The sequence below is a fragment of the Citrobacter sp. ANG330 genome, assembly GCF_047467925.1.
Taxonomy (GTDB): domain Bacteria; phylum Pseudomonadota; class Gammaproteobacteria; order Enterobacterales; family Enterobacteriaceae; genus Citrobacter_A; species Citrobacter_A amalonaticus_G.
This window is the reverse complement of the sequence record NZ_JASJUI010000002.1, coordinates 207,080-231,036: the sequence shown is the minus strand read 5'-3', so window position 1 is coordinate 231,036 and position 23,957 is coordinate 207,080. Positions and strand designations below refer to the sequence as shown.

The following is a 23,957-nucleotide window of genomic DNA, read 5'->3' as shown; positions in this document are numbered from 1 at the left end:
GTTACTCCTGAAAAAAACGTGTCACCAGCCAACGGGAGGCCAGTGGTAATAACCCCAACAGGGCAAAGGCGGCCAGCATAGCGGGAGAAATAATGTCACGTATGGATGTTAACTGGCTTAGCTGGCGTCCTGCATTCAGATAGACCACCGTGGCAGGTAGCATTCCCAACTGGCTGACCCACCAGTAACGGCGCACGCCAACGGCGGTGAGACCGGCCAGCAGGTTAACGACAACAAACGGAAACAGGGGCATCAGTCGTAATGCAAAAAGATAATAGGCGCCGTCTCGCGCCATTCCATGATTCACTGTAGTCATATGCCGGGCAAAACGCCGTGACACCCAGTCACGCAACAGATAACGGCTGGTGAGCATGGCGAGCGTGGCGCCCAGCGTCGACGCAAAAGAGACCAATAGCGTGCCTTGCACGAGGCCAAACAGTGCACCACCCAGCAGCGTCAGTAACGCCGCGCCGGGAATCGACAGCGACGCGACGGCGGTATAAAGCAGGAAATAGAGACTGGCACTGAGAAAAGGGGACTGGCGTTGCCAGTCCGCCAGCAGTAAATGTTCGCGCTTAAGCGTCTGCAGCGTGAGCAAACCGGGAGGTAACGCCCAGAGGACGCCGACGAGACAGCATAGCAGTACGCCTGTTAACGCAATTTTTCTGGCGATCACGACGGAACATCAGACCTTGAATGTTGCCCACACGGGCGCATGGTCAGACGGTTTTTCCATGCTGCGAATGTCATAATCAATACCGGTTTCCACGCAGCGCTCTGCCAGCGGATGGCTTGCCAGCAGCAGGTCGATACGCAGACCCCGGTTATCATCGAACCCTTTCGAGCGATAATCAAACCACGAGAATTTATCGGCGGTTTCCGGGTGCGCATGGCGGAAGGTGTCAACCAGCCCCCAGCCCATCAGGCGGTCCATCCATTCACGTTCTTCCGGCAGGAACGAACATTTACCGGTGCGCAGCCAGCGCTTGCGGTTCTCTTCGCCAATGCCGATATCCCGATCGGATGGGCTGATATTCATATCGCCCATGATCAGTACCGGGTTGTCGCGCTTCAGTTCGTTGTCGAGATAGTTTTGTAAGTTCTGATAAAACTGCGCCTTGGCCGGGAACTTAATCGGATGGTCACGGCTTTCGCCCTGCGGAAAATAGCCGTTAATCACCGTCACGTTACCGAGTGGCGAGGGGATCTCCGCCATAATGATGCGGCGCTGAGCCTCTTCGCCATCACCGGGAAAACCCCGGCGCACGGCGATGGGAGTATCTTTGGTCAACAGCGCGACGCCATAGTGACCTTTCTGTCCATGATAGAAAACGTTGTAGCCAAGTTTTGCGACATCTTCGAGTGGGAACATGTCGTCGTGAACTTTTGTCTCCTGCAGGCCAATTACATCGGGTTGGTGTTTTTCGACGATGGCTGCCAGTTGATGAGGTCTGGCGCGCAGGCCGTTGATATTAAAAGAGACAAATTTCATAGTCGCTGCCACTTTGCTGGATGAATAGTGCATGGATGGTAGCAGAATTTCCGCAGACTGACTGCCCATAATGGTGAGATTCCTGCAATGGGTGCGAATGGTATTAACAATGGGGCAATGCCTGCCCTTTTTTAGGGCAGATTGCGTCAGAATGGCGCAGTAATTTCCTGTAAATTTCGTATATGATCACATTTCCAGAATTATATCTGGGATGTGCATAATTTTGCGGTTTTTCCTCTATTTTACTCTCGTTAATGCAAACATATTCACTTTCTATGCACGCATAGTGAATACCGATGGGTTGTAACTCATTGATTTTCCGTTTCACACAACCGTTTATGCATTTTTTGCGCTGGCTGGCACGAAGAGTGCAATCTACATTTACAGCGCAAACACTACTTTTTATTAACATATAAATAACTATTCATTTACCGATGAGGTCGCTATGTCTCAGTCAATTACGCGTGAAAATTTTGATGAATGGATGATGCCCGTTTATGCGCCGGCGCCTTTTATTCCGGTTCGTGGCGAAGGTTCACGCTTGTGGGATCAGCAGGGTAAAGAGTATATCGACTTCGCGGGCGGCATTGCCGTCAACGCGCTGGGACATGCGCATCCGGAACTGCGTGAAGCGCTGAATGTACAGGCGAGCAAATTCTGGCATACCGGCAACGGCTATACCAACGAGCCGGCACTGCGACTGGCGAAAAAGTTAATCGACGCCACCTTTGCCGATCGCATCTTTTTCTGCAACTCCGGGGCGGAGGCGAACGAGGCGGCGCTGAAACTGGCGCGCAAATATGCGCACGACCATCACGGCAGCAATAAGAGCGGTATTGTGGCGTTTAAGAACGCTTTTCACGGTCGTACGTTGTTCACCGTGAGCGCCGGGGGGCAGCCCGCCTATTCGCAGGATTTCGCGCCGCTGCCGCCGGATATCCGCCACGCCGTCTATAACGACCTTAACTCTGCCAGCACGCTGATTGACGATACCACCTGTGCGGTCATCGTCGAGCCGATGCAAGGAGAAGGTGGCGTGGTGCCTGCGACCCAGGCCTTCCTGCAAGGACTGCGCGAGCTGTGCGATCGGCATAACGCGCTGCTGATTTTTGATGAAGTGCAGACTGGCGTAGGGCGCACCGGCGAACTCTACGCTTATATGCACTACGGCGTGACGCCGGATCTGCTGACGACTGCCAAAGCGCTGGGCGGCGGTTTTCCGATCGGCGCGCTGTTGGCCAGTGAAAAATGCGCCAGCGTCATGACCGTTGGCACACACGGCACTACTTATGGCGGAAACCCTCTGGCAACCGCAGTCGCCGGAAAAGTCCTCGATATCGTTAATACCCCGGCGATGCTGAACGGTGTGAAACAGCGCCATGACTGGTTTGTGGAGCGTCTGAACGCCATTAACCTGCACACCGGTCTGTTCAGTGAAATTCGCGGGCTGGGTCTGCTGATTGGCTGCGTACTGAACGACACGTTTGCCGGTAAAGCCAAACAGATCTCCCAGGAAGCGGCGAAAGCGGGCGTAATGGTACTGATTGCCGGGGGCAACGTGGTGCGTTTTGCACCGGCGTTGAACGTCACGCAGGAAGAGGTTTCCAGCGGTCTCGACCGTTTTGCGCTGGCCTGCGAACAGATTAAAGCCGGAGGTTCATCATGATGGTGATCCGCCCCATTGAACACGCCGATATCGGCGCGCTGATGCTACTGGCCAGTAAAACCGGCGGTGGACTGACCTCATTGCCCGCTAACGAAGCCACGCTGGCGGCGCGTATTGATCGCTCCCTGAAAACCTGGCGGGGCGAGTTGCCGAAAAGTGAACAAGGCTATGTCTTTGTGCTGGAGGATCTGGAGAGCGGGACCGTGGCGGGGATCTGCGCGATTGAAGTCGCCGTGGGACTTAACGATCCCTGGTACAACTATCGCGTCGGGACGCTGGTGCATGCCTCAAAAGAGCTGAACGTCTATAACGCGCTACCGACGCTGTTTCTCAGTAACGATCACACCGGCAGCAGTGAATTATGCACCCTGTTCCTTGACCCGGACTGGCGCAAGGAGGGCAACGGTTATCTGCTGTCCAAATCACGCTTCATGTTTATGGCGGCGTTTCGCGACAGATTCAATGAAAAGGTGGTTGCGGAAATGCGCGGGGTGATTGACGAGCACGGCTATTCTCCGTTCTGGCAAAGCCTGGGGAAACGCTTTTTCTCGATGGAATTTACGCGAGCTGATTTTCTCTGCGGCACCGGGCAAAAGGCGTTTATCGCCGAACTGATGCCCAAGCACCCGATTTATACCGACTTTCTCTCCAACGAGGCGCAGGCAGTCATTGGCCAGGTGCACCCGCAAACCGCCCCGGCGCGAGCGGTGCTGGAGAAAGAAGGGTTTCGCTATCGTAACTATATCGACATTTTTGACGGCGGTCCGACGCTGGAGTGTGACATTGACCGGGTGCGGGCAATCCGCAAAAGTCGCCTGATAGAAGTTGTCGAAGGGCAACCCGCAACCGGCGATTTTCCGGCCTGCCTGGTGGCGAATGAAAACTACCACCACTTCCGCGTCATGCTGGTCCGCGCCGATCCGAATACACAACGTCTGGTGCTGACCGCCGCGCAACTGGATGCCCTGAAATGTCATGCGGGAGACAGGGTGCGTTTTGTCCGTCTTTGCGCTGAGGAGAAAACGGTATGACTTTATGGATTAACGGCGACTGGGTGACCGGTCAGGGTGAGCATCGGGTAAAAAAGGATCCGGTACGAGGCGACGTGCTCTGGGAAGGCCAGGATGCCGATGCCGCACAGGTGATGCAGGCGGCTCGCGCTGCCCGCGCGGCGTTTCCGGCCTGGGCACGACGCCCCTTCAGCGAGCGGCAGGTGATTGTGGAAAAATTCGCCGGGCTGCTGGAGAACAATAAGGCGGATCTGACCGCCATTATTGCCCGTGAAACCGGCAAGCCGCGTTGGGAAGCGGCGACGGAAGTCACGGCGATGATCAACAAAATCGCGATTTCCATCAAGGCCTACCACGCCCGCACCGGTGAACAGCAGAGTGAGTTGCCCGACGGCGCGGCGACGCTTCGCCACCGTCCGCATGGCGTGCTGGCGGTATTTGGCCCCTATAACTTTCCGGGACATCTGCCGAACGGGCACATTGTGCCGGCATTGCTGGCGGGTAACACCTTACTCTTCAAGCCCAGCGAACTGACGCCGTGGACCGGGGAAGCGGTGATTCGACTCTGGGAACAGGCGGGTTTGCCGCATGGGGTGCTGAATTTGCTACAGGGCGGGCGGGAAACCGGGCAAGCGCTCAGCGCGCTGGACGCCCTCGACGGACTGCTTTTTACCGGCAGTGCGAATACCGGTTATCAACTGCATCGCCAGCTTGCCGGACAGCCGGAAAAAATCCTTGCCCTCGAAATGGGCGGCAACAACCCGTTGATTATTGAAGATCCGGCCGATATCGATGCGGCGGTGCACCTGACTATTCAGTCTGCGTTTGTCACGGCGGGACAGCGCTGCACCTGCGCGCGTCGGCTGTTGGTGAAGAAAGGCGCGCAGGGCGATGCATTTCTCGCTCGCCTGGTGGAGGTTAGCCAGCGTTTACAGCCGGGACGTTGGGATGATGAACCGCAGCCGTTTATGGGTGGACTTATCTCCGAACAGGCGGCGCGTAATGTGTTTGACGCGTGGCAACAGTTTGAATCACTCGGCGGACAGACCCTGCTGGCGCCGCGCTTGTTACAGCCGGGTACCTCGCTGCTAACACCGGGGATTATTGAACTGACGGGCGTGACGAATTTGCCTGACGAAGAGGTCTTCGGACCGTTGCTTGGTGTCTGGCGCTATGAGCGCTTCGACGAGGCGATCGCGATGGCGAACAACACCCGCTTTGGCCTGTCCTGCGGCCTGGTCTCGCCCGACCGCGCACAGTTCGACCAGTTACTGTTGGAAGCGCGGGCGGGGATCGTCAACTGGAATAAACCGCTCACCGGCGCCGCCAGTACCGCGCCGTTCGGTGGGGTAGGCGCATCCGGAAATCATCGCGCCAGCGCGTGGTATGCCGCCGATTACTGTGCATGGCCGATGGCCAGTCTGGAATCCCCGGCACTGACGCTGCCCGCCACGCTGAGTCCCGGCCTCGACTTTTCGCGTGAGGCGTCCATATGAAAGCACATGAGGTTAATTTCGATGGGCTGGTGGGGTTAACGCACCATTATGCCGGCCTGTCGTTTGGCAATGAGGCGTCCACCCGGCATCGTCATCAGGTTTCGAACCCGCGCCTGGCGGCGAAGCAAGGGTTGCTTAAAATGAAGGCGCTGGCGGACGCAGGATATCCGCAGGCTGTGATCCCGCCGCACGAGCGTCCTTTTATTCCGGCGCTGCGCCAGTTGGGTTTTAGCGGTAGCGATGAGCAGGTGATCGAGAAAGTGGCGCGTCAGGCGCCGCACTGGCTCTCCAGCGTCAGCTCCGCGTCGCCGATGTGGGTGGCGAACGCGGCGACCGTAGCCCCGTCGGCGGACACGCTGGATGGCAAAGTGCATCTGACGGTCGCAAACCTCAATAATAAGTTCCACCGATCGCTGGAAGCGCCTGGTACGGAGGCGCTGCTACGGGCAATCTTCCGTGATGAGCGATATTTCGCGGTGCACGCTGCGCTGCCGCAGGTGGCGATGCTCGGTGATGAAGGCGCGGCAAACCATAATCGCCTCGGCGGTGAATATGGCGAGCCGGGGATGCAGCTCTTTGTTTACGGGCGGGAAGAGGGCGGTAATACTCGGCCTTCCCGCTATCCGGCGCGGCAGACCCGTGAGGCCAGCGAGGCGGTGGCTCGCCTGAATCAGGTGAATCCGAAGCAGTGTATTTTTGCCCAGCAGCATCCGGAGGTGATTGACCTCGGCGTGTTTCACAACGATGTCATTGCAGTCGCGAACCGGGAAGTGCTGTTCTGCCACGAACAGGCCTTTGCGAGGCAGGAAGACGTTTTACAACAACTGCGCGAACGCGTGCCAGGCTTTACCCCCATTGTGGTGCCAACGTCTGACGTGTCGGTCCCGGATGCGGTCGCGACGTATCTGTTTAACAGCCAGTTGTTGAGCCGAGACGACGGTTCGATGATGCTGGTTTTGCCGCAGGAGTGCCGCGAACACGCGGGCGTGTGGCGTTATCTGACGAATCTGCTGGAAGCCGATAACCCGATCCGCGACATGCGGGTGTTTGACCTGCGCGAAAGTATGTCAAACGGCGGTGGGCCCGCCTGTCTTCGCCTGCGGGTGGTGTTGACCGCAGAAGAATGCCAGGCGGTCAATCCGGCGGTAATGATGAATGACGTTCTGTTTACTTTGCTCAACGACTGGGTGGATCGCTACTATCGCGACCGCCTGACCGCAGCGGATCTTGCCGACCCGCAACTGCTGCGAGAAGGCCGTGAAGCGCTGGACACGCTGACACAGCTGTTACAGCTTGGATCTGTCTATCCGTTCCAGCAATCGGGAGGCGGACATGGATGATTTCCTCGCCACCACGCTGGCGACCGGGATACCAGCGAGTCAGGAAGGTGAAAGGCCAGGCTTTCGCTGGCGCTGGGTGGAGGCGGGGATACTTGAACTCTCACCTGTAGCCCCGCCTGCTGGCGCACTGGTGATCTCTGCCGGCATTCACGGCAATGAAACTGCGCCGGTGGAGATGTTAAACGCGCTGTTGAAAGCTCTTTCAACGGGACAGATTACGCTGCGCTGGCGATTGTTGCTGATCCTCGGTAACCCACAGGCGCTGGCGGAAGGGAAGCGCTTTCTCCATAGCGATATGAACCGGATGTTCGGCGGGCGCTGGCAACTCTTTGCTGAAAGTATTGAGACGCAGCGCGCCCGGCAACTGGAACAGTGTCTGGAGGATTTCTTTTCGCAAGGTCAAGAATCGATACGCTGGCATCTGGATCTGCATACCGCCATTCGTGGTTCTCACCATTTGCGCTTCGGCGTGTTGCCGCAACGCCAGATTCCCTGGGATGAGACGTTTCTCGGCTGGCTGGGTGCCGCCGGGCTGGAAGCTTTAGTGTTTCATCAGGCGCCGGGGGGCACCTTTACCCACTTTAGCGCGGAACATTTCGGCGCGCTCGCCTGCACGCTGGAGCTGGGCAAAGCGTTGCCGTTCGGTCATAACGATCTCCGTCAGTTTGCGCCGACGTCTGCCGCACTGACTTGTTTACTGTCAGGGCAAATTGACCAGGCAGACGGCACTCCGCCAGCCCGCTACCGTGTGGTATCGCAGATCACCCGCCGCAGCGACGCGTTTGTGTTGCACATGGACAGCCAGACGCTCAACTTCACCCCGTTTACCGCAGGAACGCTGCTGGCGGAAGAGGGTGACGAGCGTTTTGTCGTCACCCATGATGTGGAGTACGTTTTATTTCCCAATCCCGGCGTGGCACTGGGATTACGTGCGGGTCTGATGCTGGAGAAGATAAACTGATTTATTTCCCGCAGTTGAAGGACTGCGGGTTTTATTTCATCGTGCGGCAGGGAATAAATCCGGATAATTCCTGGAAAGCTGCTTTATTTATCATCACTGCTCAGGTATAGTTCTCCATATTTCCTGCAAAATCATCAGGTTGTCATTTTTTCTTTCAACTCTTCGCAATAATTTCTTTTTTTCTCCACAATTGGCGAAAAAATGTTTTTTACCCTTTCATTGTTTTACCGATGCTCTGACAAATTGACGATTAAGTCGTTAAAGTTAATCTCGTCAACACGGCACTGTACTTCTTCGGAGGTGACAAGAAAGCCGTAAAATAACTGAAAGGAAGGATAAAGATTATGCGTAAATTAACTGCACTGTTTGTAGCTTCAACTCTGGCACTGGGCGCTGCGAACCTGGCTCATGCAGCGGATACCACCACCGCCGCACCGGCAGACGCCAAACCGATGATGCAGCACAAAGGCAAATTCGGTCCACATCATGACATGATGTTTAAAGACCTCAATCTGACCGATGCGCAGAAACAACAGATCCGTGACATCATGAAAGGCCAGCGTGACCAGATGAAACGTCCGCCAGTTGAAGAACGCCGCGCAATGCACGACATCATCGCCAGCGATACCTTTGATAAAGCGAAGGCAGAAGCGCAGATTGCGAAGATGGAAGAGCAGCGCAAAGCTAACATGCTGGCGCACATGGAAACGCAGAATAAGATCTACAACATTCTGACCCCGGAACAGAAAAAGCAGTTTAATGCCAATTTTGAGAAGCGTCTGACAGAACGTCCGGCGCGTGACGGTAAAATGCCTGTGCCTGCTGAGTAATCGCTTAGCAGACCCATTCGAAGACCGCCGGTCTTGTCCATCCTCTCCACTGAGGCGATGGGCAGGATCGGCGGTTTTTTCTTTTTAAGGCCCTAAGGAAAATCATTGTATCTGCCGATAACAACGTTGTGCTTTATTGTGCCGCGCGATGCTTATCAGGAGCGAAGATGGAATACTTTGATATCCGCAAGATGCCGATCACTCTCTGGCGTAACGGCGCCGGGGAAACGCGTGAAATTTGCTGTTTTCCACCGGCGACTCGCGATTTTCACTGGCGTGCCAGCATTGCGTCTCTCGCCGGTAATGGCGAATTTTCGCTCTTTCCTGGTATTGAGCGGGTGATTACGTTGTTGGAAGGCAGCGAAGTGACGCTGGAAAGTCAGGGCGCGTTCAGCCACACCCTCAGGCAGCATCAACCATTTAGCTTTGCTGGCGAGCGCGTGGTGAAAGCGACGTTAACCGAAGGGCAGATGTCGATGGATTTTAATATCATGACCCGGCGCGACTCCTGTCAGGCGAACGTTCGGGTGGCCGATCGCACTTTCACCACCTTTGGCTCGCGTGGCGGCGTGGTGTTCGTGATTAGCGGCGCCTGGCAACTGGGCGATAAACTCCTGACTGCCGATCAGGGAGCCAGCTGGCACGACGGAAAGCATACGATTCGGCTACTGAAGAGAGAGGGAAAGCTGCTGTTTAGCGAGATTACCTGGCGTCAGGGACATTCCCCGGATTCAGTTCAATAATCTCACAGGCACCGGAAACAAGCGGCTTACAGAGAATTTTGTAACCGTCATGATCAAATCCCGCGGGGGTTTGCACCAGGGTTGCTGCATCCTCCAGTGATTCCACCGCCCCCAGCCATAGCCAGTTGTTAATGATGTGGTATTGCGTCATTTGCGCACGACTCTCTTTAAGCGCAATGGCGTTTTTCCACGGCCAGCAGATAACCCGCAGTTTTTCCAGCGATGCCAGTAAACGGGCGTCGTGCTCCTGCGGATGCTCTTTGCCACAGCAAACACCGGCGCAGCGTTTTAGTGCAGAGCGAAAACAGGCGCGACCACGGTTCAGTGGCTCAAGCCCCAGCCTCCCGTAACACAATTTCTGTTCATCAGCGAGTGACTGCAAAGCGGCAAGCGCGGCGCGGCGATTGGCAAAAAGGCCGAACAGATCCGGTGCGTGGGAGAAATCAACGTCGCGGGAATAGACGACGTCTACCTTTCCCTCTGCGAGCTTTAGCGCACAGAGCTGGCGATTTCGGCGCAGACGTTTATTAAACAGCGGCTGCTGTTCCTTGATTAGACGAGCCTCGAGTAACAGCGCGCCGATTTCACCGGCAGTGCCGATCCAGGAAATCCGTCGGGACTGGCGCAGCATGGCGGCTTCTTCTGGCGTGCGTAAATGCGACAGTACCCGACTGCGGATATTGACACTTTTACCAATGTAGAGCGGCAGGGTGTCGCTGTCGCTGTGAAACAGATAAACACCGGGTACGGTCGGAAGTGACTCCAGGAAGGGGCGCAAGTGTTCGGGATATTCATAAACTGCTGCTGCTTCAAACTCAAGACGAGGAACTGATTGACGCCGTGCCACTGTAAACTCCGGATGCTGGTTATTCATCCAGTATAGCAGTGCGGTTACGATTAAAAAAGAGGCGAAGCGGTCAATGGCGAGGTGAAGGCCGGATGGCGTTTCCACCCGGCCGGTTTGACTTTACTGCTTCCAGAAATCGTCAAAGACGGTAATCGGCGGACGGCGCTTATGCTCCGTCTTCAGATACCAGCCTTCGATCGTTTTGGCGATAGCGGGATCGACCGGTTTACCTTCCAGATAGTCATCGATGTTTTCGTACGTGACGCCCAGAGCGGCCTCATCCGGCAGAGAAGGGCGATCGTCTTCCAGATCGGCGGTAGGGGCTTTCTTATAAAGATGTTCCGGGCAACCTAATGTCGCCAGCAGTTGTTTACCCTGGCGCTTGTTGAGGCGAAACAGTGGGTTGATGTCCGTACCGCCGTCACCGTACTTGGTGAAGAATCCGGTGATGGCTTCCGCGGCATGATCGGTGCCAACCACCACACCGCTGGTCATGCCGGCGATGCTGTACTGCGCTTTCATGCGCTCACGGGCTTTTTCATTGCCGCGGACAAAATCACTCAGTTCGATCCCCGCTTCACGAAGAGCTTGTTCGCTTGCCAGCACTGAGGCTTTGATATTGACGGTCAGCACGCGGTCCGGCTGGATAAAAGCAAGGGCATCCTGACAGTCCTGCTCGTCGAACTGCACACCATAGGGAAGGCGAACGGCAATAAATTGCAGCGCGTCATTCCCGGTCTCTTCGCGCAGTTCGCTAATTGCCATCTGGCATAGTTTGCCAGCCAGCGTTGAGTCCTGTCCGCCGCTGATGCCTAATACCAGGCTTTTCAGGAAGGGATAGCGTTGCAGATACGCTTTAAGGAAATCGACGCTACGGCGAATTTCCTCTTCTGGATTAATGTGCGGTTTTGCGCCAAGCGCTTTGATGATCTCGTGTTGCAGAGTCATTTACCCCCTCCCCAATCGTTAAAGAATAAAATCAAACAGTGATAAAGCTAACTGTTTGCAGTGAAAACGACAAGGGAACACAGCCTGAATGGCGCTTAAAACGACATCCTGCCGCCTGAATGGAATCTGACGAAATATTCGCGTGCTAAGCGTTGGCTTGAAAAATGTCATAATGTATTCCAGGCTTATATAACACGCTGATAAACAAGAGGACGGAAAATGAACAAGAACATAGCAGGAATTTTAAGTGCAGCGGCGGTAATGACGATGCTGGCAGGATGTACGGCGTACGATCGTACCAAAGACCAATTTGTCCAGCCTGTGGTCAAAGATGTGAAAAAAGGCATGAGCCGTGCGCAGGTTGCACAGATTGCCGGGAAACCGTCGTCTGAGGTGAGCATGATCCACGCGCGTGGTACGTGCCAGACCTACATCCTGGGTCAACGTGATGGTAAAGCTGAAACCTATTTCGTGGCGCTCGATGACACTGGCCATGTGATCAACTCAGGCTATCAGAGCTGCGCTGAGTACGATACCGACCCGCAGGCAGCTAAGCAGTAATAACTGTCTACTGCCTGTACAGCTTAACGAACCGGCCACTGGCCGGTTTTTTTGTAACGAAGATGATCTTATTTATTGATGCGAATTATTTGCCCGAAGTGTGAGGGGAGTCATAACGCCAGGTCAATGAGAGACAATTTAGTGGGTCAAGGAAATACCATCAGCCTGTGCGATGCCGTATACTCATTTCAGACACAGAAATAAGTTTTCGGTTACGCAGGTTATCCAGAGCATAGAAGCAGGTAGAGACTTGCGACGTGTCTGGTTGACAGATAATCGCACATGAGGAAGGTCTTAATGGAAAAGAAACACATTTATCTGTTTTGCTCTGCGGGTATGTCTACCTCTTTGTTAGTGTCAAAGATGCGTGCGCAGGCGGAAAAGTATGAAGTCCCGGTTATTATTGAAGCATTCCCGGAAACGCTGGCTGGTGAAAAAGGACCCCATGCTGACGTCGTATTATTAGGTCCACAAATTGCTTATATGTTGCCCGAAATTCAGCGTTTGTTACCCAACAAGCCTGTTGAAGTGATTGACTCGCTGCTGTATGGCAAAGTCGATGGTTTAGGCGTGCTTAAGGCTGCGGTTGCAGCAATTAAAAAAGCCGCGGCAAATTAATATTTTAAATTTTCCCGTCAAAGAGTTATTTCATCTACATATACCGCAATAATTAATTGCGGTTTTTAAGGGTATTTTTCTATGAGTAACGTCATTGCTTCACTTGAAAAGGTACTCCTTCCTTTTGCTGTCAAAATAGGAAAGCAGCCACACGTTAATGCAATCAAAAACGGTTTTATTCGTTTAATGCCATTAACCCTCGCGGGGGCCATGTTTGTATTAATTAATAACGTTTTCCTGAGCTTTGGGGAGGGGTCGTTTTTTTATTCCCTCGGTGTTCGGCTGGATGCTTCTACTATTGAAAACCTCAATAGTCTGAAAGGCATCGGCGGAAACGTCTATAACGGTACGCTGGGCATTATGTCACTGATGGCGCCATTCTTTATCGGGATGGCACTGGCGGAAGAGCGCAAAGTCGACGCCCTGGCGGCCGGTCTGTTATCGGTCGCGGCCTTTATGACCGTCACGCCTTATAGCGTGGGCGAAGCTTATGCGGTAGGGGCGAACTGGCTGGGCGGCGCGAATATCATCTCCGGTATTATTATCGGTCTGGTTGTCGCGGAAATGTTTACCTTTATTGTCCGTCGCAACTGGGTCATTAAATTACCCGATAGCGTACCGGCATCCGTTTCTCGTTCATTCTCAGCACTGATTCCTGGCTTTATTATCCTCTCTATCATGGGGATCATCGCCTGGGCACTGACGACCTGGGGAACTAACTTCCACCAGATCATTATGGACACCATTTCTACACCGCTGGCCTCGCTGGGCAGTGTCGTTGGCTGGGCGTACGTGCTTTTTGTTCCGCTGCTGTGGTTCTTTGGTATTCATGGTTCCCTGGCGCTGACGGCGCTTGACAGCGGCATCATGACGCCCTGGGCGCTGGAAAACATCGCCATCTATCAACAGTACGGTTCGGTGGATGCTGCACTGGCTGCCGGTAAGACGTTCCACGTCTGGGCGAAGCCGATGCTCGACTCCTTTATCTTCCTCGGCGGCAGTGGTGCAACGTTGGGTCTGATCCTTGCCATCTTTATCGCCTCTCGTCGTGCGGATTACCGTCAGGTGGCCAAAATGGCACTGCCACCCGGAATCTTCCAGATTAACGAACCGATTATGTTTGGTCTGCCTATTATCATGAACCCGGTGATGTTCATTCCGTTCATCCTGGTACAACCCATCCTGGCCGCGATTACGCTGACTGCCTACTACCTGGGCATCATCCCGCCGATTACCAACATCGCGCCGTGGACCATGCCAACCGGGCTGGGGGCCTTCTTTAATACCAACGGCAGTATTGCAGCGCTGCTGGTCGCGTTGTTCAACTTAGGGGTTGCGACGCTGATTTACCTGCCGTTCGTGGTCGTTGCGAACAATGCGCAGAATGTTATTGACGAAGAAGAGAGCGAAGAAGATATCGCTAACGCACTGAAATTCTAAGTTTAACCCGGCATGTGGCAACGCATGCCGGGCCGTCAAAGAGGAATGATTTATGATGGATCTCGATAATATTACCGATACGCAGTCCGAAGCCGAAGAGCTCGAAGAAGTGGTGATGGGGCTAATCATCAACTCCGGGCAGGCACGTAGTCTGGCCTATGCGGCGCTAAAGCAGGCGAAGCAGGGTGACTTCGACGCGGCGAAAACGATGATGGAGCAGTCGCGCATGGCGCTTAACGAAGCGCATCTGGTGCAGACGAAACTGATTGAAGGCGATCAGGGTGAAGGTAAAATGAAAGTCAGTCTGGTGCTTGTTCATGCGCAGGATCACCTGATGACGTCAATGCTGGCACGCGAGCTGGTGGCAGAGTTGATTGAGCTTCATGAGAAGCTGAAATAGTAAGGAGATGATGATGCAACACCAGGCGAGCGCACCGGAAATCACCATTGCCCGTGAACAGCAGTTGTTTAACGGTAAAAATTTCCATGTCTTTATTTACAACAAGACAGAGAGCGCCTGTGGCCTGCATCAGCATGATTACTATGAATTTACGCTGGTGCTAACGGGTCGCTATTACCAGGAGATTAACGGTAAGCGCGTGCTGCTGGAACGGGGGGACTTTGTGTTTGTTCCGCTCGGTTCGCACCATCAGAGCTTCTACGAGTTCGGCTCGACGCGCATTCTCAACGTTGGCATCAGTAAACGTTTTTTTGAACAGCACTACAGCCCGCTCATGCCGTTCTGTTTCGTGGCATCGCAGGTTTATCGCACCAACAGCGCATTTTTAACCTATGTCGAGACGGTTATCGCATCGCTCAATTTTCGTGATACCGGGCTGGAAGAGTTTGTGGAAGTGGTCACCTTCTACATTATCAACCGCCTGCGCCATTATCGTGAAGAACAGGTTCTGGATGATATTCCGCAGTGGCTGAAAGCCACCGTGGAAACTATGCATAATAAAGCGCAGTTTGGTGAAAATGCGCTGGAAAATATGGTTTCCCTGTCGGCAAAATCTCAGGAATATTTGACGCGAGCGACCCAGCGTTATTACAGAAAAACGCCGATGCAGTTAATTAATGAAATTCGCATTAATTTCGCCAAGAAACAGCTGGAGATGACAAACTACTCCGTCACGGATATTGCGTATGAAGCGGGATACAGTAGTCCAAGCCTGTTTATTAAGACGTTTAAAAAAATGACGTCATTTACACCCAATAGCTATAGAAAAAAACTCACGCAATATAACCAGTAATTTTTTTACTCAACAACCAGGTTTACGCTTGCCCATTATAGACGCGGGACGCCCGCGTCATACCTGACAGAAGGGCAGAGCATCATTCACGCCAGTGTTAAGCACTGAAGGGAGAAACGATGAGCCAGAAATTAAAAGTCGTCACTATTGGTGGCGGGAGCAGCTACACCCCGGAATTGCTGGAAGGTTTTATTAAGCGCTATCACGAATTGCCGGTTTCCGAATTGTGGCTGGTTGACGTTGAAGGCGGTGAAGAGAAACTGGATATTATTTATCAACTTTGCCAGCGCATGATCGAAAAAGCGGGCGTGCCGATGAAGGTGTTTAAAACCCTGGACCGCCGCGAAGCATTGAAAGATGCCGATTTCGTGACCACACAACTGCGTGTTGGCCAGTTGAAAGCTCGCGAGCTGGATGAGCGTATTCCGCTGAGCCACGGCTATCTGGGCCAGGAAACCAATGGTGCCGGTGGTCTGTTCAAAGGGCTGCGCACCATTCCGGTAATTTTTGACATCATTAAAGATGTGGAAGAACTGTGCCCGAATGCCTGGGTGATCAACTTTACCAACCCCGCGGGCATGGTGACGGAGGCGGTCTATCGTCATACGAACTTCAAACGCTTTATTGGCGTATGCAACATCCCGGTGGGCATGAAAATGTTTATCCACGATGTGCTGGCGCTGAAAGAGAGTGACGATTTATCGATCGACCTGTTTGGCCTCAACCACATGGTGTTCATCAAAGATGTGATCGTCAATGGCCAGTCACGCTTTGCTGAACTGCTGGACGGCGTGGCTTCGGGTCAGCTCAAGGCGTCTACGGTGAAAAACATTTTCGATCTGCCGTTCAGCGAAGGGTTGATTCGTTCACTGAATCTGTTGCCATGCTCGTATCTGCTGTATTACTTCAAGCAAAAAGAGATGCTGGCGATTGAGATGGGTGAATACTACAAGGGCGGCGCACGGGCGCAGGTCGTGCAACAGGTTGAGAAACAACTGTTCGATCTGTATAAAAACCCGGAACTCAACGTTAAGCCGAAGGAGCTGGAACAGCGCGGAGGGGCGTACTACTCTGACGCCGCCTGTGAAGTCATTAATGCGATTTTCAATGACAAGCAGACCGAGCATTACGTCAACATTCCGCATCACGGCCACGTCGATAATATTCCGGCTGACTGGGCGGTGGAAATGACCTGTACGCTGGGCCGCGACGGGGCAACGCCGACGCCGCGTATCACTCATTTTGACGAGAAAGTGTTGGGTTTAATCTATACCATCAAAGGCTTTGAAGTGGCGGCCAGCAACGCGGCGCTGAGCGGCGAGTTTAACGACGTGCTGTTGGCACTGAACCTGAGCCCGCTGGTGCATTCGGACCGCGATGCTGAAAGTCTGGCGCGTGAGCTGATTCTGGCGCACGAGAAGTGGCTGCCGAACTTTGCCCAGTGCATTGCGAAGCTGAAAGGCGCACAACACTAAAAGAGGCTGGCTATGGAACGCTTATTGATAGTAAATGCGGACGATTTTGGCCTGAGCAAAGGGCAAAACTACGGCATCGTCGAGGCCTGCCGCCACGGCGTGGTAACCTCGACCACGGCGCTGGTAAACGGTGAAGCCATTGAGCATGCGGTTACCTTAAGCCGCGATCTGCCAACGCTTGCGGTGGGTATGCATTTTGTTCTGACGTTAGGTAAACCGCTGACCGCGATGCCGGGGTTAACCCGCGAAGGACGTCTGGGAAAATGGATCTGGCAGATGGCAGAAGACGATACGCTGCCGCTGGACGAAATCGCCCGTGAACTTGCCTGTCAGTACCAGCGTTTCATCGACCTGTTCGGGCGGGAGCCGACGCATCTGGATAGCCATCACCATGTGCATATGTTCCCGCAGATCTTCCCTCTCGTTGCCCGTTTCGCCGCCGAGCGCAATATTGCGTTGCGTATTGACCGTCAGCCGGCATTGCAGGCTGAGAAACTTCCGCAGACGCTGCGCAGCTCGCAAGGGTTCAGCAGTGAGTTTTACGGAGAAGAAATTACGGAAGCGTTGTTTTTGCATGTTCTCGACGAATCCGTAAAGCGTGGAGAGTCCTCACTGGAAGTCATGTGTCACCCGGCGTTTATCGACAATGTTATCCGTCAGAGCGCCTATTGTTACCCCCGTTTGACTGAACTGGACGTGCTGACGTCGGCATCGCTTAAATATGCGATCGCTGAACGTGGTTACCGTCTGGGCAGTTTTCTTGATGTCTGACTCCTGAGTTTGCGGCGCACGGGTGCGCCGCATTTTTTTACCAGGACCCGCCTCAGGCTGGTACGTTCGGGATTTTCGGTGTGCGTGACCAGACGCGATGGGCAGCCATTAGCGTGAACAATTCATCCATAAAATGGTTGTCCGCGCTGTCCGCTTCAACCACGCCTTCTTCCCCCTGACTCTCTACGTTCAGTACCGCTTTAAAGCGTCGGGCATCACCCGCGAGGGCAATGGGTTTGAGGTGCTTATACGCCTCCAGCAGGTAGTAACGAGCGTCACCGCTGTCTTCGATATCGGCGATATCGCCACACGGCACAATTACCGCATCCACCGTAAGCGAAGGCGCTCCGGCAAAGGTGGCGGCAATGGTGAGCGTCGAACCATCATCGGCAACCACCTCGCCCATTCGCGAATAGAGCAATTTCGCATGGACACCCTTTGCCTTAAGCGCCTGGAGTATAGAAAGCAGATCGGCGGATTTCACCTTGTCGTTAAGCAAAATCCCGACCACGCGACCTTTGATATCGCCGTCCGGCACGGCATAGAGGCTAAGCGAAGGATCTTTGTTCAGTCCGTTGACCTCTTGCGGCGGCGCAATTTGTGTCTGTTCATCGGTTAACGTGATGCCGAGATTTTTCCCGACCGCCTGTGCGAGCTTAATGTCGATATGCGCCAGCTGATCGACCACCCGTTCGCGAATGTAAGCACGGACCACTTTACTCAGCTCAAAGCTGAAGGCATCAATAATATGCAACTGCTCAACGGGCGTCTGGCTAAGCCAGAACAGGCGAGGGTGAGCATAATATTCGCCGAACGAAGGGCTGCGCTCGCGGACTTTATTACCATCCACGCGCTCCTGATAAGACTCAAAGCCACCGCGCTTCGGCCCCGGCGGCGTTTCGCGCGGCCAGTTGTCGTTAATCGAGTTGGGTTCGTAATTCGCTGGGTTGGTATCAATATCCTGGCGGTGCATGCCGTCGCGCTGGAAATTGTGATACGGGCACGTCGGGCGATTGATTGGGATTTCGTGGAAGTTAGGCCCACCAAGACGGCTAATCTGCGTATCGGTATACGAGAACAGACGCCCCTGCAGCAGCGGATCGTTAGTGAAATCAATACCGGGGACGATATGACCCGGGTGGAAGGCAGCCTGTTCGTTCTCGGCGAAGAAGTTGTCAGGGTTACGGTTTAGCACCATTTTGCCGACACGTTGTACCGGAACCAGCGCTTCCGGGATGAGCTTGGTGGGATCCAGCAGGTCGAAGTCGAACTTAAATTCATCTTCCTCCGGGATAAGCTGTAAACCCAGCTCATATTCCGGGAAGTCACCGGCTTCAATCGCCTCCCACAACTCCCTGCGATGGAAGTCCGGGTCACGACCGGTCAACTTTTGGGCTTCATCCCACACCAGCGACGCTTTGCCCGCCAGCGGTTTCCAGTGAAAACGAACGAAGGTGGCTTTGCCTTCAGCGTTAATCAGGCGGAACGTATGGATACCGAAACCTTCCATTGTGCGATAACTGCGTGGGATACCACGATCGGACATCGCCCACATGACGTTGTGCAGGGTTTCTGGTTGTAGCGAGACGTAATCCCAGAAGGTATCATGCGCGCTTTGTCCCTGAGGGATGGCCCAGTGCGGCTCCGGTTTTACGGCGTGGACGAAATCAGGAAACTTGTGCGCATCCTGAATAAAAAAGATCGGGGTGTTATTGCCAACCAGATCAAAAATCCCTTCCTCGGTGTAAAACTTGGTGGCAAAACCACGGATGTCACGCACTGTATCCGCCGAACCCGCGCCGCCCTGAACGGTAGAGAAGCGTACGAAAACCGGCGTAATTTTATCCGGATCACAGAGAAAATCGGCTTTGGTGATATCGCTCAGATTTTTATAGGGCTGGAAATAGCCGTGGGCTGCAGAGCCGCGCGCATGGACGATCCTCTCAGGAATGCGCTCATGGTCAAAATGGGTGATTTTTTCACGCAGGATGAAGTCTTCAAGCAGCGTCGGACCACGGCTGCCCGCACGCAATGAATTCTGATCGTCAGCAATGCGTACGCCCTGATTAGTGGTGAGCGCAAAATTTTCGCTGCCCTTGCGTACCGTTTCCAGATCGCTCAGCTTTTTATTCCCGGTCTCCGGGGCTTTCAGACTGCCGGGCGCTGTGGGTTGCGCGCCTGGAGGCGTCGGTTCAGGTGTAGGGCGGTGTGACCCATCGTCAGGCGCCAGAGAGTCCAGACCAGGTTTTGCTTCACGCTGATCGTGTACCGGTGATTGATGCGGATGGGGATTTTTCTCGCTATGCGACATTGAACTCGTCTCCTTTTTTCATTGCTGAAAGGGTCGTTGCTTTTGTCAAAACCCTCTAACTATAGTCCACACGCGTGATCCCGCCGGGCAGAATGCGGATGACGATGTCGGCAGACAGCGCAAAGCGCACGGCCAGAGCAGGACGGGCGGGGGTAAAATCGGCTAAGATAGTTCTTTTCTGATTTTTGAATTTGTCTTAGTGAAGCTATTAATGATGAAACCTCTTCGCCAACAAAATCGCCCGGTTATTAGCTATGTTCCGCGTGTTGAACCTGCACCGCCCGAACATGCGATAAAAATGGACGCGTTTCGTGACGTGTGGATCTTGCGCGGGAAATATGTCGCGTTTGTCTTAATGGGGGAGTCGTTCAGGCGTTCGCCAGTGTTCAGCGAGGCGGAATCGGCCCAGCGTTGGGCAAATCAGATTCGTCAGGAAAACGAAATAGCAGATTAATTCCGACATAAAAAAACCGCCCTGATGGAATAGCCTCGCCCTGGGAGACAACTTCTCCCCCCCACGGCGAGGTCTGTCCATGCTTCCCGTTAATCCTCCTCCTGGTGCTCAAACTTCCAGAACAGAGCGCTCTCAGGGCTCAGAGGCTCTCCACTTCACCATTATCTCTGTTACCTAATCGGGGGCCAGAAAGGCCGGACGTTGGAAACAAAAGCGCACTATGCCGCGCAAGCAGTGTGGTACATAAAATAATCTATACAAAGTGTATAAAATAATACATAGTGTATTAAACATGACGCGCAGGAGAGCCGCATATGCACCCGGATATCACAGTAAACTCAACGTCCTGTGGACTTCCCCCCGCTGGTCACTACTCGGCGAGCGTGACAGCAGGGGGATTTGTTTTTATCTCAGGACAACTGCCCGTTACCCGGCTCGGTGAGAAAAAGGCGGAGGCCTCTTTTGACGAACAGACCAGACTCGTTCTGGCAAATATTGATGCCTGCCTGGAAGGCGCTGGCGTATCCCGTCAGCATCTGGTTTCTGTCCGTGTCTATGTGACAGATATCAGTCTCTGGCCGACGTTTAATGAAATCTACGCCGAATGGATTGGTGATTTCCGTCCATCTCGTGTCGTTGCAGGGGTTGCAGAGCTGCATTACGGCTCTGCCTTAGAAGTGGAAGCTATCGCGCTGGCGCAATAAGCCCGACGCTTAACGTTATACAGGTGAAAATATGACTGAGACGACACGCCCGGAATATGCTGATATTGCCGCTGCCGCCGAACGCATTGAAGGATATGCAAACAAGACGCCGGTGATGACCTCCCGGACCGTCAATGAGGCGTTTGGCGCCGAGGTTTTCTTTAAATGTGAAAACTTCCAGCGTATGGGGGCCTTTAAGTTTCGCGGGGCGATGAATGCGTTACGCCAGTTTACGCCGGAACAGCGGGCTGCTGGTGTGGTGACATTTTCTTCCGGAAATCATGCCCAGGCGATAGCGCTGTCAGCAAAATTGTTGGGTATTCCGGCGACCATCATCATGCCCCATGATGCGCCAGCTGCGAAAGTGGCGGCGACCAAAGGATATGGCGGCAACGTTGTGATGTACGATCGCTATACGGAAGATCGTGAACAGATTGGCCGCGAACTGGCTGAAAAACAAGGCTTGACGCTCATCCCTCCTTACGATCATCCCCATGTTATCGCCGGTCAGGGCACTGCAACCAAGGAGTTAATTGAAGAGGTTGGCTCACTGGATGTTCTTTTTGTCTGCCTGGGTGGCGGTGGGTTGCTTTCTGGTTCAGCGCTGGCCGCCCGGCAACTCTCGCCAGATTGCATTGTTTATGGCGTGGAACCTGAAGCCGGTAATGACGGACAGCAGTCTTTCAGAAGTGGCAAAATCGTTCACATCGATACGCCAAAAACCATCGCTGATGGTGCACAGACGCAACATCTGGGGCACTATACATTCCCTCTGATTCAAAAATACGTGAATGACATTCTGACCGTTTCAGACGATGAATTAATTGCCGCGATGACGTTTATGGCCGAGCGTATGAAAATTGTCGTGGAACCCACCGGCTGTCTTGGTTTTGCCGCGGCAAGGGCGAGAAAAACAGAACTCCGTGGGAAGAAAGTCGGCATTATCATCAGCGGCGGCAATGTGGATATCGCGCGCTACGCTGAATTCCTGGCCAGGAAAGCCGTCTCGTGAGGCTGTAAACGGAGAGCAATAATGACAACGGGCATCACTGTGGGAGACCGGCATGCCAAAAAACGACGAGAATTCGCTTCTCAGCCAACTTGACACGATCGCGAAGGGATTAAGCGAAACGTTTTCTCCCTTTTGCGAAGTCGTTGTGCATGACCTCCAGGATCCTGAGCACGCGATTATGTCGATACATAATAATTTATCCGGACGTGAGGTTGGGCAACCGGCCACGGAACTCGGGCTGGCAAGGATTGCGTCTTCTGATTTCCCTGAAATTATTGCGAACTACGGCAATCAGTTTGCCGATGGACGTCCGGTAAAAAGTACGTCCATTGGGATTAAAAATGAAAAGGGCAAATACGTTGCAGCGTTATGCCTTAATGTCGATATGACGCTTTTCCGGGGGATGCAGAGCGCGCTGGCGCGTTTTACCGAAACAGCGAGCTCACCGGTGCGTGAACATCTTGACCCCGGGAGTACGGAAGTTATTCGCCAGCGAATCGATGATTTTGCCGCAAAGCGCGCCACCACAGCGCGCGCACTTAAAATGGAAGACAGAAAGATTCTGATCCAACAGTTACGCAAAGAAGGGCTGCTCAATGTCCGTAAATCTATGGATACGGTGGCGCAATATTTAGGCGTCTCTCGGGCGACAGCCTATCTTTATGCGCGACAGTCCGGGTGAATACGCTGGTGTGCAATATATCATCTCCTATTTATTGTCCTGCATGAATAATGAGCAAACGAACGGTCGTAATAAGGGAAAGTCATCCACACCTATTGCAGGGGTAATTTGAGTTATGTATTATCTCGCCCGCTTCTGATAATGAGTAGATTCTCAATCAGAAATAAAAACCGACAGACCGCCATTAGCTCATCTGGAAGAGCGAACGACTTTTGTTGTAGGGAACGGGGTTCGAGGCCTCGATGGCGGCCCAAATTTGAAGGCCCGGACGTTTGTCCGGGCTTTTTGCATCTTATTCTGCTTGCGTCACAATCTTCGCGGCGGCGGCCAGAACATCTTTACGCCCTTTGGCATCCTGCTGCGGCTGTGTAAAGTAGGTGACGAGGATCAGCGGCGCACGACCTTCGGGCCAGATCACCGCGATATCATTGGTTGTGCCATAGTCGCCGCCTCCGGTTTTATCGCCAACCACCCAGTTTTCAGGCAGTCCGGCACGAATACTTTGCCCACCGGTCGTGTTGCCTTTCAACCACGCAACCAGCTGCGCGCGCTGTGCATCTGCCAGCGCATCGCCCAGCGTCAGCTTGCGCAGGCTTTGCGCCATCGCCAGCGGTGATGTGGTATCTCGCTCATCACCAGGGAGAGCGGTGTTGAGTTCAGGTTCTGTTCGATCCAGACGAAAGGTGGTGTCGCCAATTGAGCGGGCAAAGGCCGTAACGTTGCCGGTTCCACCCAGATGCTCAAGCAATTTATTCATTGCCGTATTATCGCTGTATTGCAGTGCGGCTGCGCTTAATTCCGCCAGGGTCATCTCTTTATTGACGTATTTTTCCGTCACCGGATTCCAGTTCGTCAGATCGGAATTTTTGATGGTCATTTTCTGCTGCAAAATATCATGCCGGGTTTCACTTTGTTTCAATACCGCAGCGGCGACCATCGTTTTACTGGTACTGCACATAGGAAAGCGTTCGTTACCACGATAAAGGATTTGCGAACGATCGGCGGTATTAATCAGCGCAACGCCCAGTCGACCACCTGATTGTTTTTCTAATGCAGCCAGCTTTTGTTGAACGGGGGTGAAGTCTCCCTTATCACGAGCCAAAAGCGGTGAACTAACGGTAAAGCAAGCGAGCAGGATGGGAAGTAGTACAATCTGATGGAGTCGTTTTTTTAGCATAAGTCACTACCTTAATAATCAGTAAATTAATAAACACATGCACTTTATTTTTCCCACTCAGACGGACAAAAAAGAAAGAGAGTTAAAGGCGCATGATATGTCTGCAATGCCAGAACTATCCGCTCACGGCGCTTGCTTAACAAGCGAGAAGAATTTACCCTGGGTT

General features: G+C 53.5%; 24 protein-coding genes and 1 tRNA gene. 19 read left to right on the top strand and 6 right to left on the bottom strand.

Annotation, left to right across the window (positions count from 1 at the left end):
• Position 1 precedes the first annotated feature (1 nt).
• Together QNN88_RS06850 and xthA are read right to left on the bottom strand one after the other, a co-directional pair.
• On the bottom strand, positions 2-676 hold the full coding sequence (locus tag QNN88_RS06850) for a TVP38/TMEM64 family protein (RefSeq protein WP_414239544.1): 675 nt from the start codon (positions 674-676) through the stop codon (positions 2-4).
• Between the two features lie 9 nt (positions 677-685).
• Entirely contained in the window at positions 686-1,492 is an 807-nt protein-coding gene (xthA, locus tag QNN88_RS06845) for an exodeoxyribonuclease III (RefSeq protein WP_414239798.1), read from the bottom strand.
• 445 nt (positions 1,493-1,937) lie between these two features.
• Here xthA and QNN88_RS06840 point away from each other — a divergent pair, with 445 nt between their 5' ends.
• The 7 genes from QNN88_RS06840 to ves all read left to right on the top strand — a co-directional run bounded on the left by QNN88_RS06840 (position 1,938) and on the right by ves (position 9,538).
• Positions 1,938-3,158 (top strand): aspartate aminotransferase family protein, encoded by a 1,221-nt coding sequence (locus QNN88_RS06840; protein WP_414239543.1) that lies wholly within the window; start codon positions 1,938-1,940, stop codon positions 3,156-3,158.
• Positions 3,155-4,189 (top strand): arginine N-succinyltransferase, encoded by a 1,035-nt coding sequence (gene astA / locus QNN88_RS06835; RefSeq protein WP_414239542.1) that lies wholly within the window; start codon positions 3,155-3,157, stop codon positions 4,187-4,189. The genes QNN88_RS06840 and astA overlap by 4 nt, the downstream gene beginning before the upstream one ends.
• A complete protein-coding gene (gene astD, locus QNN88_RS06830; protein ID WP_414239541.1) occupies positions 4,186-5,664 on the top strand; it encodes a succinylglutamate-semialdehyde dehydrogenase in 1,479 nt (492 codons plus the stop codon). The genes astA and astD overlap by 4 nt, the downstream gene beginning before the upstream one ends.
• Positions 5,661-7,004: an N-succinylarginine dihydrolase gene (astB, locus tag QNN88_RS06825; RefSeq protein ID WP_414239540.1), complete on the top strand. Its 1,344-nt coding sequence runs from the start codon at positions 5,661-5,663 to the stop codon at positions 7,002-7,004. The genes astD and astB overlap by 4 nt, the downstream gene beginning before the upstream one ends.
• Entirely contained in the window at positions 6,997-7,965 is a 969-nt protein-coding gene (gene astE, locus QNN88_RS06820) for a succinylglutamate desuccinylase (protein ID WP_414239539.1), read from the top strand. The genes astB and astE overlap by 8 nt, the downstream gene beginning before the upstream one ends.
• A 344-nt stretch (positions 7,966-8,309) precedes the next feature.
• Positions 8,310-8,795 (top strand): ATP-independent periplasmic protein-refolding chaperone Spy, encoded by a 486-nt coding sequence (gene spy / locus QNN88_RS06815; protein WP_414239538.1) that lies wholly within the window; start codon positions 8,310-8,312, stop codon positions 8,793-8,795.
• A 167-nt stretch (positions 8,796-8,962) separates the two neighbouring features.
• Complete coding sequence (gene ves / locus QNN88_RS06810; protein ID WP_414239537.1) at positions 8,963-9,538, top strand: environmental stress-induced protein Ves; 576 nt, start codon at positions 8,963-8,965, stop codon at positions 9,536-9,538.
• Here ves and cho read toward each other — a convergent pair.
• Both cho and nadE read right to left on the bottom strand, forming a co-directional pair.
• On the bottom strand, positions 9,498-10,385 hold the full coding sequence (gene cho / locus QNN88_RS06805; protein WP_414239536.1) for an excinuclease Cho: 888 nt from the start codon (positions 10,383-10,385) through the stop codon (positions 9,498-9,500). The two genes, ves and cho, sit on opposite strands and share 41 nt — an antisense overlap.
• 120 nt (positions 10,386-10,505) lie before the next feature.
• Complete coding sequence (gene nadE / locus QNN88_RS06800; RefSeq protein ID WP_414239535.1) at positions 10,506-11,333, bottom strand: ammonia-dependent NAD(+) synthetase; 828 nt, start codon at positions 11,331-11,333, stop codon at positions 10,506-10,508.
• 219 nt (positions 11,334-11,552) lie between these two features.
• Between nadE and osmE the strand changes: the two genes are divergently transcribed.
• From osmE to chbG, 7 genes are all read left to right on the top strand, one after another.
• Entirely contained in the window at positions 11,553-11,894 is a 342-nt protein-coding gene (osmE, locus tag QNN88_RS06795) for an osmotically-inducible lipoprotein OsmE (RefSeq protein WP_414239534.1), read from the top strand.
• 297 nt (positions 11,895-12,191) lie between these two features.
• Positions 12,192-12,512 (top strand): PTS N,N'-diacetylchitobiose transporter subunit IIB, encoded by a 321-nt coding sequence (gene chbB, locus QNN88_RS06790; protein WP_414239533.1) that lies wholly within the window; start codon positions 12,192-12,194, stop codon positions 12,510-12,512.
• Between the two features lie 81 nt (positions 12,513-12,593).
• Positions 12,594-13,952: a PTS N,N'-diacetylchitobiose transporter subunit IIC gene (gene chbC / locus QNN88_RS06785; protein ID WP_414239532.1), complete on the top strand. Its 1,359-nt coding sequence runs from the start codon at positions 12,594-12,596 to the stop codon at positions 13,950-13,952.
• Between the two features lie 52 nt (positions 13,953-14,004).
• A complete protein-coding gene (chbA, locus tag QNN88_RS06780) occupies positions 14,005-14,352 on the top strand; it encodes a PTS N,N'-diacetylchitobiose transporter subunit IIA (RefSeq protein ID WP_414239531.1) in 348 nt (115 codons plus the stop codon).
• Positions 14,353-14,362: 10 nt separating this feature from the next.
• Entirely contained in the window at positions 14,363-15,205 is an 843-nt protein-coding gene (gene chbR / locus QNN88_RS06775; protein ID WP_414239797.1) for a transcriptional regulator ChbR, read from the top strand.
• A 119-nt stretch (positions 15,206-15,324) separates the two neighbouring features.
• Positions 15,325-16,680, top strand: coding sequence for a 6-phospho-beta-glucosidase (locus QNN88_RS06770; RefSeq protein WP_414239530.1), 1,356 nt, complete (start codon positions 15,325-15,327; stop codon positions 16,678-16,680).
• Positions 16,681-16,692: 12 nt separating this feature from the next.
• Positions 16,693-17,451 carry a chitin disaccharide deacetylase gene (gene chbG / locus QNN88_RS06765; RefSeq protein WP_414239529.1) on the top strand — a complete coding sequence of 253 codons (759 nt, stop codon included), beginning with the start codon at positions 16,693-16,695 and terminating at the stop codon, positions 17,449-17,451.
• 52 nt (positions 17,452-17,503) lie between these two features.
• Here the strand turns inward: chbG and katE are convergent, their stop codons facing one another.
• The gene (gene katE / locus QNN88_RS06760) at positions 17,504-19,762 is read right to left on the bottom strand and encodes a catalase HPII (protein ID WP_414239528.1); all 2,259 of its coding nucleotides are present in this window, start codon (positions 19,760-19,762) and stop codon (positions 17,504-17,506) included.
• Positions 19,763-19,961: 199 nt separating this feature from the next.
• Between katE and cedA the strand changes: the two genes are divergently transcribed.
• The 5 genes from cedA to QNN88_RS06735 all read left to right on the top strand — a co-directional run bounded on the left by cedA (position 19,962) and on the right by QNN88_RS06735 (position 22,867).
• Entirely contained in the window at positions 19,962-20,216 is a 255-nt protein-coding gene (cedA, locus tag QNN88_RS06755) for a cell division activator CedA (protein WP_414239527.1), read from the top strand.
• A 314-nt stretch (positions 20,217-20,530) separates the two neighbouring features.
• Complete coding sequence (locus tag QNN88_RS06750; RefSeq protein ID WP_414239526.1) at positions 20,531-20,920, top strand: RidA family protein; 390 nt, start codon at positions 20,531-20,533, stop codon at positions 20,918-20,920.
• Between the two features lie 31 nt (positions 20,921-20,951).
• Positions 20,952-21,932 carry a threo-3-hydroxy-L-aspartate ammonia-lyase gene (locus tag QNN88_RS06745; RefSeq protein ID WP_414239525.1) on the top strand — a complete coding sequence of 327 codons (981 nt, stop codon included), beginning with the start codon at positions 20,952-20,954 and terminating at the stop codon, positions 21,930-21,932.
• Positions 21,933-21,984: 52 nt separating this feature from the next.
• Entirely contained in the window at positions 21,985-22,614 is a 630-nt protein-coding gene (locus QNN88_RS06740) for a transcriptional regulator (protein WP_414239524.1), read from the top strand.
• 178 nt (positions 22,615-22,792) lie between these two features.
• A tRNA-OTHER gene (locus QNN88_RS06735) sits at positions 22,793-22,867 on the top strand.
• A gap of 39 nt (positions 22,868-22,906) precedes the next feature.
• Here the strand turns inward: QNN88_RS06735 and blaSED are convergent.
• Positions 22,907-23,791 carry an SED family class A beta-lactamase gene (gene blaSED / locus QNN88_RS06730; RefSeq protein ID WP_414239523.1) on the bottom strand — a complete coding sequence of 295 codons (885 nt, stop codon included), beginning with the start codon at positions 23,789-23,791 and terminating at the stop codon, positions 22,907-22,909.
• Positions 23,792-23,957: the final 166 nt, after the last annotated feature.